This is a genomic window from Stenotrophomonas sp. YJH_SMC_19 (genome assembly GCF_059367915.1).
On sequence record NZ_JCAFRI010000017.1, the window covers coordinates 27,111 to 43,565 of the forward strand.

Here is a 16,455-nt window from a genome sequence, read left to right on the forward strand (position 1 = left end):
TTCCAAAGGAAAGGGCTCTGACCCCCGGATGCCTGATAATGGCGCTATTCCGAACTTTCCGGCCGCGCCTGCGGCCAGGACCCCTGCAATGACCTACGCAAAGCACAACGCAAAACCCGGCGCGAAATCCGCCGCAAAGAAGTACTACAAGCACTGGGCCGAATCGGGCCTGGGCAAGGGCAACGTGCTGATGGAAGCCCGTGGCGAGAAGATCGTGCGCCAGGTGGAAATCTACGGCACCAGGATGGTCTGGGCCGACGAGCATGCCCACAGCGACGACCGCTTCCTGCTGGCCGACCAGCCGGTGTCGTTCCTGGATTTCGACGAGGACGACGAAATCTCCGCGCGTGAATTCGAAGCCGCCTGGAAGAAAGCACGGGAAGCCACCGGCTACCCGGTGTAATCCAAGCCCCCGGCACCCGCCCTTGTAGCGCCGAGCCTTGCTCGACGCTGCAAAAAGCGGGCATGTGAAATGTTATATGATTACGTTTCACCGCAGCCGCCCCTTCCCATGAAGACTCCCACCCTTGTGGCCGCCCTGGCGGCCGCTCCGCTCGCCCCTGAAGCTTTCGCACAGTCCGCCGATGCCGCGCTCACCCTCGGCAAGGTGCAGGTGCACCAGCATGGCGAAGGCCAGCTCAGCGCGCACCAGGTGCTGACTTCGGTGGACGTGCTCGGCGCGGACCAGATCGAAGACCGCAACGTCTCGCACAGCTGGGAGCTGCTGGGGCAGATGCCCGGCATCCAGCTCACCGAAACGCGGCAGGGTGCCGAATCGGGCAAGGTCAGCTTCCGCGCCTTCAACGGCGAGGGCTACCTCAACGCCATCAAGACCCTCATCGACGGCATCCCCAGCAACGTCAACAGCGGCAACCAGCGCTTCATCGACATGCTGTTCCCGCTGGACATCAGCTACATCGAAGTGGTGCGCGGGACCAACGACCCGCGCTATGGGCTGCACAACATCGGTGGCAACGTGAACTTCGGTACGCGTCAGGGCGGCAGCTACACCGATGCGCGCCTGGCCTACGGCAGCTACAACACCCGTGATGCACAGCTGGCGGTTGGCCGCGAAGCCAATGGCTTCGCGCAGAACTATTTCGTCGGCACCCAGGCCAGCGATGGTTATCGCGACCACGACACCTCCAGGAAGTATTCACTGGGCGGCAAGTGGTTCTTCGGCACGCTGGACGAAGGGCTGCGCGTGGGCCTGACCGCGCGCGCCTATCACCATGAGGCCGACGAACCCGGCTTCATGACCGCTGAGGAACTGCGCACGCACCGCCGTGGCAGCGAGCTGCGCAACGGCAATGATGGCGATGACCGCGACATGCGGCAGATCGCCGCGCACGTCGACCTGAAGCTGTCCGACGCACTCACCTTCGGCACGCGGCTCTACTACAACCGCTACGAAGACGACCGCCGCGTGACCTTCAGCGACCTGCCCACCGGCAACCTGCCGCGCCAGCGCCGCATGTGGGACGAGCGTCAGGCCGGACTGCTCAGCACCCTGACCTGGCAGGCCAGCTCCGCGCTTACTGTCGAGGGCGGCCTGAACTACGAGCAGCAGGACAACGGCTACATCCGCGAGCGCTACGCCTACGCCGAACCCACCGATTTCAGCCAGCCGCCGGCGCGGGTGCAGAACAACGATCGCCACAGCTTCGACAACTGGGGCGCTTACGTGCAGGCCATCTACCAGCCCGTCGAGGCCTGGAAGATCGTGCCGGCCTATCGTATCGATCGCTTCAGTGGCAGCACGCACCTGATGAACGGCGTCCGCGGACGCCTGCAGGACTACGGCACCATCGGTCAGCCCAAGCTGAGCGTCATCCACAGCCTGGGCCAGACCACCCACGTCTATGCCAACTGGGGCCGCACCTTCCAGGTGCTGACCGGCTCCACCGCACCGGCCTATCTCACTCCGGGGCAGGCGCCGCTGCAGCCGTCCACCAATACCGGCATGGAGCTGGGCCTGAAGTTCCAGCCGTTCCAGGGCGCCCAGGCGCGCCTGGCGGTGTGGCAGCAGGACGCGGAAAACGAGGTATCCAACATGCCGGCCACCGGCACCACGGTCACCCTGGGCAAGACCCGCCGACGCGGGGTGGATGCGCAGCTGAGCCTGCAACTGGGCGACGACTGGACGGTATGGGCCTCGCACGCCTACCAGGAAGCGAAGATCACCCGCGACGACCGCGATGCCGGCATTTCCCTGCACGGCCGCGAAGTGGCTGCCACCCCGCGCCATATCAGCAATCTGGGCGTGGACTACCGCGCCACGGCCGCGCTGCGGCTGGGCCTGCAGGCGCGTGCACAGGGCGATTACTACCTGGAAGAGCGCAACGTGGCCGGCAAGTTCGGAGGTTTCGCCGTGCTCGACCTCAGTGCTGCCTATCAGCTCACCCCGCGTTTCAGCGTGGACCTGCAGCTGAAGAACGTTACCGGCCGCGAGTACGCCTACGCCTGGTACGACAGCTTCTTCTGGGACAGCGCCCGCCCGATGTTCTCGCCGGCCCCGGGCCGCAGCGTGTTCGTCGGCCTGAACATGAAGCTGTAACCGGCCACGCATCTGGTAGTGGTCGAGCTTGCTCGACCTGCGGCAGGGGTCAGAGCCCTTTCCTGACGGAATGGGATCCGACCCCGGACCCCGCAGCGCAAGGGGTCAGATCCCTTTCCCCGAGGAAAGGGCTCTGACCCCGAACCCCCGTTTTGCACTACATTGGTGCAATGTCCGACCCCGCACCCCCGCCGTCCCTCGATGCCCTGGGCACGCCGCTGGCCTGGGCCGGGGCCGATGGCTGCATTGCCGGCTGCAATCCGGCCTTCGCCCGCTGGCTGGGCGTCAGCGTCCGGCGCCTGCTGGGTCGGCCATTGGTCGCCTTGGAAGTGCAGGGCGAGGCGTTGGCCCATTTCCTGGCCCGCGACGAGCGCGACAGCCTGCGCCTGAACCGGCTGGCGCTGGCGGTGCCCGGCGAGGCGCCGCGCTTCGCCGAGGGCTGGATGAGCCGCCGCGACGATGGCGGCTGGCTGCTGGAGGCGCATCCGGTCGATGAGTTCCCAGGACTCGATCCCACCCAGGCGCTGCCCAGCGCGCTCAGCGCGGCGCTGAAGGGCCTGGCCCACGAGCTGCGCAACCCGCTGGCCGGACTGAAGGGCGCGGCCCAGCTGCTTGCCCGGCGTGCGGCGCAGCGCGACGCCAGCGAACGTGAGCTGATCGAACTGATCGGCTCGGAGATCGAGCGCCTCAACGGCCTGCTCGACCAGCTGCTGTCGCCGGCCCCGGCCGCGCCGCATGCCGAACTGAACATCCATGCCGCGCTGGAACGCGTGCTGCGCCTGGCCGAGAGCGAAGCCGGCTGGGCGGTGCGCCTGCAGCGTGACTACGACCCCAGCATCCCCGAATTCCATGGTGACGCCGACCGCCTCACCCAGGCGGTCTGGAACCTGGTGCGCAACGCGATCCAGGCCGGCGCCGGCAACATCACCCTGCGTACCCGGGTGGAGCATGGCGTGCGCATTGCCGAGCAGCTGCACACGCTGGCGTTGCGCCTGGAAATCGCCGACGACGGCCGTGGCGTTCCCGAGGAACTGGCTGAACACCTGTTCCTGCCCTTGGTCAGTGGCCGTGCCGAAGGCACTGGCCTGGGTCTGGCGCTGGCCCAGCAGGTGGCGCGCGAGCATCGCGGCACGCTGACCTACCGCTCGCGCCCGGGCCATACCGTGTTCACTCTGCTGCTGCCGATCGTCAGCGGCGCTGCCCCGGCCGAGGAGGCCCCGCGCGATGTCTGAGTCCTCTTCGTCCCCGCAGTGCATCTGGGTGGTCGATGACGATCGGGCCGTGCGCTTCGTGCTGTGCACCGCGCTACGCGAGGCGGGCTACCAGGTCCTGGATTTCGACAGCGCCGCACCCGCCCTGCAGGCGTTGAGCGAAGGCCCGCCACCGGCGCTGCTGTTCACCGATGTGCGCATGCCCGGCGACGATGGCCTTGTGCTGCTGGACAAGCTCAAGGCCGCGCTGCCGCAGCTGCCGGTGGTGGTGATGTCGGCCTATACCGATGTAGCCAGCACGGCCGGCGCGTTCCGCGGTGGTGCGCATGAATTCCTGTCCAAGCCGTTCGATCTGGACGATGCGGTGGCACTGGCGCAACGGGTGCTGCCGGCCGTCGCACCGGCATTGGCAGCGGCCACACCTGCGGCCGAAGCGCATAGCGACCAACCGCCGCAACTGGTGGGCGATACCCCGCCGATGCGCGCGCTGTTCCGCGCCATCGGTCGCCTGGCGCAGGCACCGCTGGCGGTGCTGATCACCGGCGAGACCGGCACCGGCAAGGAGCTGGTGGCCAATGCGCTGCATCGCGAATCACCGCGCGCGCAGGGGCCCTTCGTCGCGCTCAATACCGCTGCAATCCCGTCCGAGCTGCTGGAAAGCGAGTTGTTCGGCCACGAGGCCGGCGCCTTCACCGGCGCGCAGCGCCGCCATATCGGCCGCTTCGAGCAGGCCGATGGCGGCACACTGTTCCTGGATGAGATCGGCGACATGCCGCTGCCGTTGCAGACCCGGCTGCTGCGCGTGCTGGCGCAGGGCGAGTTCTTCCGCGTCGGTGGCCGTGAACTGATCCGCGTCGACGTGCGCGTGGTCGCCGCCACCCACCAGGACCTGGAAGGGCTGGTTGCACAAGGAAAGTTCCGCGCCGACCTGCTGCACCGCCTCGACGTGGTGCGCCTGCAGCTGCCACCGCTGCGCGAGCGCCGCGAGGACATCGCACAGCTGGCCAGTACGTTCCTGGCCGCCGCCGCGCGCAAGCTGGATACGCCGCCGAAGCGCCTGACCGCGGCCGCACTGCAGGCGCTGCGCGAACACGACTGGCCGGGCAACGTGCGCGAACTGGAAAACGTGTGCTGGCGGATGGCGGCGTTGGCGGCCGCCGACACCATCGGCGTGGCCGACGTCGATACCGCGCTCAACCGTACGCGCGGTCGTCGCAGCAGCACCACCATCGCCGATCCGGGGCAGTGGGAAGCGCTGCTGGCCGAATGGGCACGCCGTCAGCTGGCCGAAGGCGTAGAAGGGCTGCACGCGCAGGTGCGCGAGCGGGTCGACCATGCCCTGCTGGAGGCCGCGCTGCAGATCACCCACGGCCGCCGTGCCGAAGCCGCGGCCCGCCTGGGCCTTGGCCGCAATACCCTTACCCGCAAGCTGGGCGCCGGACGCCGCCGCGGGGGCCATTGAACGGCCCCTGCACGCGATCCTCGCGCCCGCTTGCCGAACTGTTGATCGTTCATGGACGATGCAACGCTTAGTGTCATCTGCAAGGAGTCCTTGATGCGTCTGTCCTTTGCCATCCTGCCGTTGTCCGCCGCCGTGCTGCTGTCTGCCTGCGGCAGCGCGCCGAAAAAGACCGAACCTACTCCGCCGCCGCCGACCGTGGTCAGCGCAGCGAAGCAGGGCGAGGCCAATCTTGCGCCGGCCTCGGCCAGCATTGTCAGTGGCCGCATCGCACTGATGGTGGAGCCCGGCGGTATCCACATCACCGGCCTGATCGGTGGCCTGCAGCCGATGCAGCAGGCCGGCTTCCACATCCACGAGCGCGGCGACTGCAGTGCGGTGGATGCCAGCAGTGCCGGCAATCACTTCAATCCCGGTGGCGCTGCGCATGGCCGCGCCGGCACCGGCAAGCACCACCTGGGCGACATGGACAATCTGCGTGCCGACGCCCAGGGCCGCGCCAACGTCGATATCCACCTCAAGGGCGTTACCCTTGGCGGAGGCGCCGCCACCGATATCGCCGGACGTGCACTGGTCGTGCATGCCAACGCCGACGACTATCGCAGCCAGCCCGCCGGCAATGCCGGCGTCCGCATCGCCTGTGGCGTGATCCGGGTTGTCCGCTGATCACTGCAGGCATCATCCAGGGAGAGATTCCATGCGTTTGATCCACACGTCGCTGTTCGCAGCCATTGCTGCACTGGGCCTGGCGGCCTGCAGCCAGCAGCCGGCCGCGCCGCAGGCTGAAACCCCGCCGGCCGCACCGGCCGACGGCGCCACCACCGAACCGGCCGCAACGCCGGCGCCGGCCGCTGCAGCGGCCACCGATGCCACCGCCACCGCCGAACTGGCACCGACCCAGGGTAACGAGACCAAGGGCAGCGTCACCTTCAAGGTGGTTGACGGCAAGGTCCACGTGACCGGCCAGATCAGCGGCCTGAAGCCGGGCAGCGAGCACGGCTTCCACATCCACGAGAAGGGCGACTGCAGCGCCCCGGACGGCATGAGCGCCGGTGGCCACTTCAACCCGGGCAAGCAGGATCACGGCAATGTCGCCACCGATCCGCACCACGGCGGCGACATGCCCAACATCAAGGCCGACGACAAGGGCGTGGCCACCATCGACGGCCCGGTGTCGAGCAACGTCAACATCGGCAAGGGTGATGACTTCGACATCATCGGCCGTGGCCTGATCGTCCACGCCGATGCGGATGACTACAAGACCCAGCCGACCGGCAATGCCGGCGCGCGCCTGGCGTGTGCGGTGATCCAGAAGGCGCCGTAAGCGCGCTCCTGCTGGAAACGGAGGACGCCGGCAGAAGCCGGCGTTTTTCTTGATCGGTCGTGCCGGCCGCTGGCCGGCAATCGCAAATGCGGAGGTTGCCGGCCAGCGGCCGGCACTACCCGTCTTCAGCGCGCCAGCAGTTCGCGCGCGTCCTGGCCGGCCTCGCAGTGCACGAACAGCACTGCGGCTATTTCTGCTGAAACGGAAAACGCCGGCGCAAGGCGGCGTTTTTCCTGATCGGTAGTGCCGGCCGCTGGCCGGCAATCGCAGATCCGGATGTTGCCGGCCAGCGGCCGGCACTACCCGCCTTCAGCGCGCCAGCAGTTCGCGCGCATCCTGGCCGGCCTCGCAGTGCACGAACAGCACTGCGGCTATTTCTGCTGAAACGGAAAACGCCGGCGCAAGCCGGCGTTTTTCCTGATCGGTAGTGCCGGCCGCTGGCCGGCAATCGTAGATCCAGATGTTGCCGGCCAGCGGCCGGCACTACCCGCCTTCAGCGCGCCAGCAGTTCGCGCGCGTCCTGGCCGGCCTCGCAGTGCACGAACAGTACCGGCACGCCATGTGCTTCCAGCACGGCGGCCATCTGCCGCTGGCGCATCAGGAACTGCTCGTAGATGCCCTTCAGGCGGTCGCAATCGTTCTTGCCGTGATCGTAGTGCGCGCACCAGCCGGCCGGATCGAACAGCGCCATGCGTGCTTCGCCATGCGTGTAACGCAGCAGCGGCTCGGGCGCGGCGTTGAGCCATTCGTCTTCACCGGGGGCCATGATCGCGGTCTCGATCAGCGGCCACAGTGCGGCCAGGCCCTGGTTGTCGTACTGCATCGACATCATCGCGGCCAGATCATTCACGGTGAAATAGCGCGCGTGCTCGATGCGGGCACCGAAGGTGTTCTGCGCCATCAACGCGGTGTCGGCATGGGCCATGCCGTTGGCCAGCAGCGTGTCTTCCAGCGCCTCGGCCACCGCATTGGTCGTCGCCACGTCGCTGCCGGTCAGCAGGAACGGCACCACGCGCAGGCCGCCGCCCACCAGGCTGGCGTCGGCCTGGAACGGCAGCGGCACGTCGCCCTGGGCGTCGGTACCAAAGGCCAGCAGGCGCGGGCCCTGGTTGCGGCCCGGGGCACGCATCTGCAGTTCTTCCAGGCGGCGGTGGATCGGCCAGCCCGGGCGCAGCACTTCGGCCGGGTCGAAATGGGCGGCGGCGAACACCAGGTCCAGCTCGGCCACCTGCGGCACCAGCTTGGACAGGTCGCGGCCGACGCGATCGGCCAGTTCACCGGCCTGTTCGGCGCTGAGTACCGCCTGGCGGGGGATTTCACCGCCGGCCAGTTCCAGGGCCAGCACGCCAAGGGCATTCATCGCGGGGTCGGGTTTGCTCATGGTTCCACGGTTGGCCCATCACAGGGCGGCAGCTACACTTGGCTCCATTATGCCTGCTCCGCCGTGCAGGCCATGTTGCAGACACCCTCATCCATGCCAGGTATCTCCATGCCCAACGCTCGTCCCGTCGCCATCCTCGGTGGCGTCCGCATTCCGTTCTGCCGCCAGAACACCGCGTATTCGGATGTCGGCAACCTCGGCATGTCGGTCCGTACGCTGGGCGCGCTGGTCGAACGGTTCGGCCTGCACGGCCAGCAGCTGGGTGAAGTGGCGATGGGTGCGGTGATCAAGCACTCCAGCGACTGGAACCTGGGCCGTGAAGCCACGCTGTCGTCCGGCCTGTCGCCGCTGACCCCGGGCATCACACTGCAGCGCGCCTGTGGCACCTCGCTGGACAGCATCATCACCGTCGCCAACAAGATCGCGCTGGGCCAGATCGAATCGGGCATCGGCGGCGGTTCGGACACCACCTCCGACGTGCCGATCGTCTACGGCAAGAAGCTGCGCGCGCGCCTGCTGGCCGCCAACCGTGCCAAGAGCACTGGCGACAAGATCCGCGCGCTCACTTCCGGCTTCAAGTTCTCCGAGCTCAAGCCCGAGTTCCCGGGCGTGGCCGAGCCGCGCACCGGCAAGAGCATGGGCGACCACTGCGAGGACATGGCCAAGGAATGGAACATCTCGCGCGACTCGCAGGACGAGTGGGCGGTGTCCTCGCACAAGAAGCTGGCCGCTGCCTATGAGCGCGGTTTCTTCAACGATCTGATCGCACCGTTCCGTGGCGTCGAGCGCGACAACATCCTGCGTCCGGATACCTCGCTGGAAAAGCTGGCCACGCTGAAGCCGGCCTTCGACAAGGTCTCCGGCCGTGGCACCCTGACCGCCGCCAACTCCACGCCGTTGACCGATGGCGCCGCCGCGGTGCTGCTGGCCAGTGAAGAGTGGGCGCGTGCGCACGGCCATGAGCCGCAGGCGTACCTGCGCGATGCGCACGTCTCTGCGGTGGACTTCGTGCATGGCGAAGGCCTGCTGATGGCACCGACCGTGGCCGTGCCGGAGATGCTCAAGCGCAATGGCCTGACCCTGCAGGACTTCGACATCTACGAGATCCACGAGGCCTTCGCTGCACAGGTGCTGTGCACCCTGCGTGCGTGGGAGAGCGAGGATTACTGCCGCAACCGCCTGGGCCTGGATGCACCGATGGGCCGTATCGACCCGGACAAGATCAACCTGCTGGGCTCGTCGCTGGCCACCGGCCATCCGTTCGCCGCCACCGGTGCACGTGTGATTGCTACCGCAGCCAAGCAGCTGGCCGAACGCGGCGGTGGCCGCGCGCTGGTGTCGATCTGCACCGCCGGCGGCATGGGCGTGGTGGCGATCGTCGAACGCTGAGCATCACGGTAGTGCCGGCCGCTGGCCGGCAGCGCTGGCACGAAAACGCCGCCCAATGGGCGGCGTTTTTTTTGTTGCTCCGGTGGGTGCCGACCGTTGGTCGGCACGCCTCACGGCAACCGCGGGTTGCCGAACTCGTCGCGCTCTTCGTTGGCGTCATACACCGGCGGCTGCACCGTGATCGGCTGCTCTTCCACCGTGGCACGTAGCGGCGCCTCGCTGCCGCGCACCAGCGCCACGCTGTCCTCGCCGCGCTGCAGTCGCAGCGCATTGGCCAGGCACTGCGCGGCCAGCGCGTGCTCGCCACGCTGCGCGAACAGTTCACCCAGCGCTTCCCACGCCGGGGCACCGGCGCCGGCGGCGATGGCCTCGTGCAGGAACGTATCGGCGGCATCCCACTGCTGCTGGGCCAGGGCCACGCGGCCCTGCGCCAGATGCAGTGCGGCCGAGCCATCATGCACATTGCGCCAGCGCGCCAGGTTGGCCTGGCGGGTTGCCAGGCGCTCGGCCGGCAGGCGGCCGTACAGCGCCACCAGTTCGTCGTCCCAGCGCTGGTCCAGCGCCTGTTCCAGCGCCAGCAGCGCCGGCTCATCCCAGTTCAGGGCCACCGCACGGCTGGCATAGGCGCCCACCACGTCCGGGGTCGGCCGCAGCGCCTTCGGCGTGGCTTCCCACTGTGCGGCCAATGCGTTGACGTCGGCCGCTTCCAGCAGCGCCTGTGCGGCCAGGCGGGCTTCCAGTTCGCTGTTTGATTCGGCCGGCAGTACCTTGCTCTGGCGCAGCGCACCCAGCTGGCCATAGGCCTCGTGTGCGCGGCCGGCACGCGCCAGCGCTTCGGTACGCAGCCACAGGCCGCGCGGCGGCAGCGGCTGGATCGCCGCCACGTCCAATGCGTTGATCGCATCCACCGGCAGATCGCGCGCCAGCAGCTGTTCGGCGCGCAGCAGCGCCTGCAGGGTGGCATCGCTCTCGCCAAGACGCTGCAGCAGCGCTTCACCGGCGGGGCCGTCGGCACGTGCCTGTGCGCTGCGCACGGCATTGGCCAGCGCCACCGCGCTCACTTCCGGGTCCTTGGCAGCGCCATCCAGCAGCTTCTCGGCACGCTGCCACTGGCCGTGCTCGTAGGCCTGCAGGCCGTCGATCAGGCGCACCCGGCCCTGCTTGCGGCGGTAGCGGCCCCAGGCGCGGAACGGTGCGGCAATCAGGCTCCACAGCAGCCACAGCACCAGCACTGCGATCACCGACAGCAGCGCCACCTTCGGCAGGTTGCTGTGGTAGTCGTAACCGCCGTAGCGCAGGGTTACTTCACCGAAACGGTTGAGGTCATCGGCGCCCAGCCATTGCGCGGCCACCACGCCGATGGCCACCGCCAGCAACAGCACAACCAGGGATTGCAGGGGTTTCATGCGGGACTACCTCCGGTCGGTCTGGGTGCGCAGTTGCTGCAGGGTGCTGCCAAGCACGGTGTTGCTGGCCTGCAGCGGAAGCTCGCGCAAGGCCTTCAGTTCAGCACGTTGCGCGCGCAGGGCCGGTGAATCCGGCCAACGCCGCTGTGCCCAGTGCTCCACGCGTTCCAGTGCGGTATCGCGGCCCGTGCGGTCGCCGCGTTCGATCGCGGCGCGCGCCAGGGTCAGTTCCAGCTGCAGGGCGTCGTCGGCATTGCGACGTTCGGCGGCGGTCAGCGGGCCATTCTGGCGGCTCGGGGTGATGTCCACGAACGGGGCCAGCGTCGATTGCCACCACGGTTTTGCGGTGTCGGTCGCAGCGTTGCCGGTCACCTGCGACGGCAGCCCCTGCAGTGCCCTGGCCAAGGCATCCAGCCGCTGCAGCGACCGCACGCGCGGGCCGGCGCCCAGCGCATCGAGTGCATCGCGCTCCTGCACCAATGCCTGGCGCAGGTTCAGGCCATCGCTGTCGGGCAGATCGGCCAGCGCGGTGGCGGCCTGTGCATACAGGCGGCGCGCGCCTTCCACGTCGTCGGCATAATTCAGCCGCTGCGCCGCCTGGGTCAGCAGCAGTTCGGCCTCATCGCGCTGTACCGCCTGGCGGCCTTGGTTGGCGCTGTCGGCCAGCTTGGCCAGGTTCTCTTCCAGCAGCGCACTGCGCTGCGAAAGGCCCAGCATCTCGTCGCGCAGCACGCGGTTGGTGGTCGCCGCATCCTGCAGGCGCTGGCTGGTCGCGCGCTGGTCGCGGCGCAGTGCATCCAGCGTCGCCTCCAGGCCCTGCAGCTGCACGGCCATGGTCTGTGCCTGCGCTTCCTGTTCGTGCTGTTGCTGCTGCCAGACGTACCAGCCGGCATAGCCGCCCACGCCAAGCACGACCACCCCGGCCAGCGGCAGCAGCCAGCGCGCGGGGCGACGGGGCGGGGAAACGGGCGGAGTCTCGTTCATAGGGCTTCCTTGTCGGCAACGTCGCCGGTCAGGATCCGGCAGGCCGCGTTGTGCACAGCATCACTGTTGCCGACCACAGCGGCAAGCGTGACCCACGTCCCTGTTCAGGTCGCTGCCGGGACGGTGAGCGTGGCGTGTGCAGCGGCCACCAGCTGTGCCGTGGTGGGCCCGGCCGCGCGCACCACGCGCTGCAGCCCCAGTGCATGCGCCTGATCGCCCAGCCGTTCGCTGGCCACGACGACGGTGGCCTGGGTCTGCAGGCGTTGCTGCAATGCCGGCGGAAGCTGCTGCCAGAAATGCAGCAACGCCTCACCACTGCTCGCCGCCAACACCCACGGCTGCGCTGAATGCGCCAATCGAACCAGCGTGCGGGGCGACAGGCGCAGCAGGCGGCGCTGGTAGACATCGGCACGTTCGATCGTGGCGCCTGCGGCCTGCAGGTGTGCAGCAATCAGCCCGCGTCCGCCGGGCGCGGTGACCAGTCCGATGCGCAGGCCCCGCGCCTCGGCCAGCACCGGCAGCGCCAGCAGGCCCTCGCTGTCCATCCGCTGCGGTGCATGCACCTCGCCGACGCCCTGCGCCCGCAGTGCGCGCGCGGTGCCTTCGCCCACGGTCAGCCACGGGCTGCGTTGCGCCTCGGCCAGTGGCAGCAGGGTGGCGGCCGCGGTCACGGCGGCCGGGCTGGTGAACACCACCCGATCGCAGTTCAGCGCGCGTTGCAGCTGACGCACCACTGGCATGCCGTTCAAGCGCTGCAGGCGCCAGGGTGGCAGGGCCACCACATGCCCGCCCAGCCCAGCAACGGCGCGGCGCAGTGCGGAATTCTGGCCCTGCGGTCGCAGCGAAATGAAGGTCCAGCCCGGCTCGGAACCGGCGGCGCCAGTGGGTATCGTATGGTCGGCCATTGCCTGCATTATGCGGGCCCTTCGTTGTCGTGGTCTCTGCTCCGATGTCCGTTGATGCTCTGACTTCCTCGCTGGCCGCCCTGCAGGACGTGCTGGACTGCATGCCGGCGGTGCGCGCCATGCAGATCCAGCTCGACGGCTATGCCGACGGCGTGCTGCGCATCACCGCGCCGCTGGCCGCCAACGTCAACGACAAGGGCAACGCCTTCGGTGGCAGCCTGGCCTCGGTGCTGACCCTGTCCGGCTGGGCGCTGGTCAGCCTGCGCCTGCGCCTGGCCGGCCACGATGCCGAGGTCTACGTGGCCGACAGCAACCTGCGCTACCTGGCCCCGGTCTACGAAGACCTGCACGCCCACGCCGAAGCGGCCGAGGCCACCGGCTGGGACGCCTTCCTGAACACCTTCCGCCAGCGCCGCAAGGCCCGCATCAGCATCATCGCCACCCAGCCCGGTGTCGATGGCAAGCCTGCCGCCGAGTTCAGCGGTCGCTTTGTTGCCTTCGCCAAAGGGTAGGATGGCAGGCTGACGTTCTGGGGAAACCACCGATGCGCCGCCTCATCCAGTTCCTGATGTGTTCCCTGCTGCTGGTCAGCGCCGTGGCTTCGGCCGACGACCTGAGCCGCAAGCAGCGCAAGCTGCTGGAAGAGACCCAGATCGCCTACGGCGCCACCATCCGCTGGGGCAGCATGGACGATGCCATCGGCTATCTGGACCCCAAGCTGCGCAAGGAAAAGCCGCCCACCGAGTTCGAGCTCAACCGCTACGCGCAGCTGCGCGTGTCGTCCTACCGCGAGCGCAGCAGCGCGGCGCTGGAAGGCGGCCTGGTCGAGCGCCGGGTCGAAATCGGGGTGATCAACCAGAACACCCAGGCCGAACGCACCGTGATGGTGGTCGAGCGCTGGCGCTGGGATCCGGAGGCCAAGCGCTGGTGGCAGACCGCCGGCCTGCCGGACCTGTGGAAGGGGCAGTGACGGGCCGCGTCCGGCTTGTGCGACAATCGGCGCCCGCTTAATCGACCCGTGACCTGAGTGAATTACGAAGAGTTGCTGGCCTTTGCAGGCCGAAACCCGATGCTGTCCGCGGCCCTGGTCGGCCTGACCGTGGCCATCATCGTCACCGAGATCCGCCGCCTGTTCCGGGGCTTCAAGGGCATCAAGCCCGCCGAACTGACCCAGCTGATGAACGCGGGCGGCACGGTGGTGGTCGACCTGTCGGCCAGCGGTGACTTCGAGAAGGGCCACATTGCCGGCAGCCGCAACGCCCAGGCCAGTGCCTTCGGCCCGGACCACAAGCTGGTGGCCAACGCCAAGCAGTCGCCGGTGGTGCTGGTGTGCCGCAGCGGCAATGCCTCGGAAACCGCCGCCAAGGCGCTGAAGAAGGCCGGCTTCGAGAAGGTCTACGTGCTCGAGGGCGGCATTCCCGCCTGGCAGCAGGCCGAGCTGCCGCTGGTCAAGGGCCGCAACTGATTGCCGCAGGTGGCGGATCCGGCCTTGTATGGGCCTGATCCCGCCCCCATCGCAGTAATTCGACCATCGTTTTCATTGCATTCATTGGAGTTACTGGAAATGTCCGAAGAGATCACCAACGGCGCTGCTGCGCCGGTCGATGCCGCCACCGGCCCCGCTTTCACCGTCGAGAAGATCTACGTCAAGGACGTCTCCTTCGAGTCGCCGAACGCCCCGACCATCTTCAATGACCAGGTGCAGCCGGAGCTGCAGCTGAACCTGAACCAGCAGGTGCAGCGCCTGGGTGAGAACGCCTTCGAAGTCGTGCTGGCCGTGACCCTGACCTGCCAGGCCGGTGAGCGCACCGCCTACGTGGCCGAAGTGAAGCAGGCCGGCGTGTTCGGCCTGGTCGGCCTGGACCCGCAGTCGATCGACGTGCTGCTCGGCACCCAGTGCCCGAATATCCTGTTCCCGTACGTGCGCCAGCTGATCAGCGACCTGATCCAGGCCGGCGGCTTCCCGCCGTTCTTCCTGCAGCCGATCAACTTCGAAGGCCTGTACGCAGAAACCCTGCGCCAGCGCCAGGAGCAGGGCGACGCACCGTCGCTGGCTGACTCCGAGCCGGCTGGCAACGCCTGATTCCTGCCGCGACGTCACGGATGAGCACTACCGCTGACAAGATCGCCGTGCTTGGCGCCGGTTCCTGGGGAACCGCGCTGGCCAGCCTGCTCGCACGGCACGGTCATCCGACCGTGCTGTGGGGGCGCGATGCTGCCGTGGTCGAAGCCATCGACCAGCGCCACGAGAACCCGCGTTACCTGCCGGGCATCCCGCTGCCGGACAGCCTGCGTGCCACCACCGACCTGGCGTCGGCGGTGGAGGGCGCGGCCTGGATCCTGGTGGTGACCCCCTCGCATGCCTTCGGCGAAACCGTGCGTGCGCTGGCGCCGCTGCGCCCGGCCGGTGCCGGCGTGGCCTGGGCCACCAAGGGCTTCGAACCCGGTTCGGGCCGCTTCCTGCATGAAGTGGCGCGCGAAGTGCTGGGTGAGGACGTGCCGCTGGCCGTCGTCACCGGGCCGTCGTTCGCCAAGGAAGTCACCCAGGGCCTGCCGACCGCGATCACGGTGCACGGCGACGTGCCCGAGTTCGCGCAGACGGTGGCCGAGGCGATGCATGGCCCGGCGTTCCGCGCCTACACCGGCGACGACATGGTCGGTGCCGAGCTGGGCGGCGCGATGAAGAACGTGCTGGCCGTGGCCACCGGCGTGGCCGATGGCATGCAGCTGGGCCTCAACGCCCGTGCCGGCCTGATCACGCGCGGCCTCAACGAGATGCTGCGTCTGGCCGCTGCCATCGGTGCCAAGCCGGAAACGCTGATGGGCCTGGCGGGCCTGGGCGATCTGGTTCTGACCTGTACCGGCGACCTGTCGCGCAACCGCCGCCTGGGCCTGGCCCTGGGCCGTGGCCAGACGCTGCAGGACGCCGTGCGCGAAATCGGCCAGGTGGTCGAATCGGTGCAGACCGCCGACGAAGTGATGCGACAGGCGCGCCGCCATGGCATCGACCTGCCGATCTCCGACCGCGTGCGTGCCGTGCTGCACGGTGAGCAGACGCCGGAAGAAGGCCTGCGCGCATTGCTGGCGCGGGAACAGAAACCGGAATACCCGGACACGCTGTTCAAGTGAATCGAAAAACCCCGGCTACGTGCCGGGGTTTTTTCATCAGGGAGTACACGCGGGTGCCGGACGGGAGACAGGCTTTGGTGGGTGCCAAGCTTGCTTGGCATCACGCGCCCTGCATATCCACGCATGGCGTGGATCTACTGCAACGCCGATCACCGCGCCCGCGGCGGCGCGCTGGTGTTGTCCATGTCCGAAAAGATCAGCCACGGCCCATCCCCCACGCGCTTCAACGTGAGCGTGAACTTGCCGGTATCGCCCACGTTGTTGCCGTAGCTGTACGCACCAATGATGTAGCCCGTATTCCCCTCCACCGCATACGCCAAGGCACGCAGCCGCAACGGACTGCTGCCCTGGCCGGCATACGCGGCCTCGATCGCACTGCGGCCGCGCACCGGCGGCTGGTTGCTCTGCAGCACAAAGCCATCCTCGGCGAACAGCGCACCCAATGCCTTGGCATCACCCGTGCGCCACGCCTGCTCGTAGTCGCGCAGTACACGGTCCAGCGGTGCGGGCAGCGCGATATCGGGAAGCGGCTGTGCGGGCTTCGCGCCTTCGGCATCGTGGGCAATTGCCGGCGATGCCATCAGCAGGGCACTGCAGAAGATCATGGCGAGTCGTGTGCGGCGCATGCGTCCAGGCCCTGGCGATGATGGGAAGGCTTCAGACGCATCCTAGCGCGCCGCTGGTTAGAATCACGCGGCCGCCGATTTGGT

17 protein-coding genes are annotated in these 16,455 nt (G+C 68.3%); 12 read left to right on the forward strand and 5 right to left on the reverse strand.

Annotation, left to right across the window (positions count from 1 at the left end; all coding sequences use genetic code 11):
• The first annotated feature begins 88 nt into the window (after nucleotides 1–88).
• The 6 genes from AC5P5R_RS16290 to AC5P5R_RS16315 all read left to right on the forward strand — a co-directional run bounded on the left by AC5P5R_RS16290 (nucleotide 89) and on the right by AC5P5R_RS16315 (nucleotide 6,551).
• Entirely contained in the window at nucleotides 89–403 is a 315-nt protein-coding gene (locus AC5P5R_RS16290) for a hypothetical protein (RefSeq protein WP_021204073.1), read from the forward strand.
• 108 nt (nucleotides 404–511) lie between these two features.
• Nucleotides 512–2,557 carry a TonB-dependent receptor gene (locus AC5P5R_RS16295; RefSeq protein ID WP_100438982.1) on the forward strand — a complete coding sequence of 682 codons (2,046 nt, stop codon included), beginning with the start codon at nucleotides 512–514 and terminating at the stop codon, nucleotides 2,555–2,557.
• A gap of 170 nt (nucleotides 2,558–2,727) precedes the next feature.
• Entirely contained in the window at nucleotides 2,728–3,789 is a 1,062-nt protein-coding gene (locus AC5P5R_RS16300; RefSeq protein WP_099523406.1) for a two-component system sensor histidine kinase NtrB, read from the forward strand.
• The gene (gene ntrC, locus AC5P5R_RS16305; RefSeq protein WP_049449860.1) at nucleotides 3,782–5,230 is read left to right on the forward strand and encodes a nitrogen regulation protein NR(I); all 1,449 of its coding nucleotides are present in this window, start codon (nucleotides 3,782–3,784) and stop codon (nucleotides 5,228–5,230) included. The genes AC5P5R_RS16300 and ntrC overlap by 8 nt, the downstream gene beginning before the upstream one ends.
• A gap of 93 nt (nucleotides 5,231–5,323) precedes the next feature.
• A complete protein-coding gene (locus AC5P5R_RS16310) occupies nucleotides 5,324–5,893 on the forward strand; it encodes a superoxide dismutase family protein (RefSeq protein ID WP_005407586.1) in 570 nt (189 codons plus the stop codon).
• A 31-nt stretch (nucleotides 5,894–5,924) separates the two neighbouring features.
• A complete protein-coding gene (locus AC5P5R_RS16315; RefSeq protein WP_076738905.1) occupies nucleotides 5,925–6,551 on the forward strand; it encodes a superoxide dismutase family protein in 627 nt (208 codons plus the stop codon).
• Between the two features lie 493 nt (nucleotides 6,552–7,044).
• On the opposite strand, the gene AC5P5R_RS16320 is transcribed toward AC5P5R_RS16315, so the two are convergent.
• Nucleotides 7,045–7,932, reverse strand: coding sequence for a hypothetical protein (locus tag AC5P5R_RS16320; RefSeq protein WP_005407588.1), 888 nt, complete (start codon nucleotides 7,930–7,932; stop codon nucleotides 7,045–7,047).
• Between the two features lie 93 nt (nucleotides 7,933–8,025).
• Between AC5P5R_RS16320 and AC5P5R_RS16325 the strand changes: the two genes are divergently transcribed.
• A complete protein-coding gene (locus tag AC5P5R_RS16325) occupies nucleotides 8,026–9,321 on the forward strand; it encodes an acetyl-CoA C-acetyltransferase (RefSeq protein WP_012478738.1) in 1,296 nt (431 codons plus the stop codon).
• 110 nt (nucleotides 9,322–9,431) lie between these two features.
• Here the strand turns inward: AC5P5R_RS16325 and AC5P5R_RS16330 are convergent, their stop codons facing one another.
• The 3 genes from AC5P5R_RS16330 to AC5P5R_RS16340 all read right to left on the reverse strand — a co-directional run bounded on the left by AC5P5R_RS16330 (nucleotide 9,432) and on the right by AC5P5R_RS16340 (nucleotide 12,625).
• The gene (locus tag AC5P5R_RS16330; protein WP_005407590.1) at nucleotides 9,432–10,727 is read right to left on the reverse strand and encodes a heme biosynthesis HemY N-terminal domain-containing protein; all 1,296 of its coding nucleotides are present in this window, start codon (nucleotides 10,725–10,727) and stop codon (nucleotides 9,432–9,434) included.
• Nucleotides 10,728–10,733: 6 nt separating this feature from the next.
• The gene (locus tag AC5P5R_RS16335; protein WP_024957767.1) at nucleotides 10,734–11,711 is read right to left on the reverse strand and encodes a uroporphyrinogen-III C-methyltransferase; all 978 of its coding nucleotides are present in this window, start codon (nucleotides 11,709–11,711) and stop codon (nucleotides 10,734–10,736) included.
• 104 nt (nucleotides 11,712–11,815) lie between these two features.
• Nucleotides 11,816–12,625: a uroporphyrinogen-III synthase gene (locus tag AC5P5R_RS16340; RefSeq protein WP_076738908.1), complete on the reverse strand. Its 810-nt coding sequence runs from the start codon at nucleotides 12,623–12,625 to the stop codon at nucleotides 11,816–11,818.
• Nucleotides 12,626–12,660: 35 nt separating this feature from the next.
• Between AC5P5R_RS16340 and AC5P5R_RS16345 the strand changes: the two genes are divergently transcribed.
• From AC5P5R_RS16345 to AC5P5R_RS16365, 5 genes are all read left to right on the forward strand, one after another.
• Nucleotides 12,661–13,128 carry a YiiD C-terminal domain-containing protein gene (locus AC5P5R_RS16345; protein ID WP_088430953.1) on the forward strand — a complete coding sequence of 156 codons (468 nt, stop codon included), beginning with the start codon at nucleotides 12,661–12,663 and terminating at the stop codon, nucleotides 13,126–13,128.
• 32 nt (nucleotides 13,129–13,160) lie between these two features.
• Nucleotides 13,161–13,586 carry a hypothetical protein gene (locus AC5P5R_RS16350; RefSeq protein WP_005407594.1) on the forward strand — a complete coding sequence of 142 codons (426 nt, stop codon included), beginning with the start codon at nucleotides 13,161–13,163 and terminating at the stop codon, nucleotides 13,584–13,586.
• Nucleotides 13,587–13,643: 57 nt separating this feature from the next.
• Complete coding sequence (locus tag AC5P5R_RS16355) at nucleotides 13,644–14,081, forward strand: rhodanese-like domain-containing protein (RefSeq protein ID WP_088430951.1); 438 nt, start codon at nucleotides 13,644–13,646, stop codon at nucleotides 14,079–14,081.
• A gap of 99 nt (nucleotides 14,082–14,180) precedes the next feature.
• Entirely contained in the window at nucleotides 14,181–14,699 is a 519-nt protein-coding gene (secB, locus tag AC5P5R_RS16360; RefSeq protein ID WP_005407596.1) for a protein-export chaperone SecB, read from the forward strand.
• Between the two features lie 20 nt (nucleotides 14,700–14,719).
• Nucleotides 14,720–15,745, forward strand: coding sequence for an NAD(P)H-dependent glycerol-3-phosphate dehydrogenase (locus AC5P5R_RS16365; RefSeq protein ID WP_005407597.1), 1,026 nt, complete (start codon nucleotides 14,720–14,722; stop codon nucleotides 15,743–15,745).
• A 149-nt stretch (nucleotides 15,746–15,894) separates the two neighbouring features.
• On the opposite strand, the gene AC5P5R_RS16370 is transcribed toward AC5P5R_RS16365, so the two are convergent.
• On the reverse strand, nucleotides 15,895–16,350 hold the full coding sequence (locus tag AC5P5R_RS16370; protein WP_043034939.1) for a YybH family protein: 456 nt from the start codon (nucleotides 16,348–16,350) through the stop codon (nucleotides 15,895–15,897).
• Nucleotides 16,351–16,455: the final 105 nt, after the last annotated feature.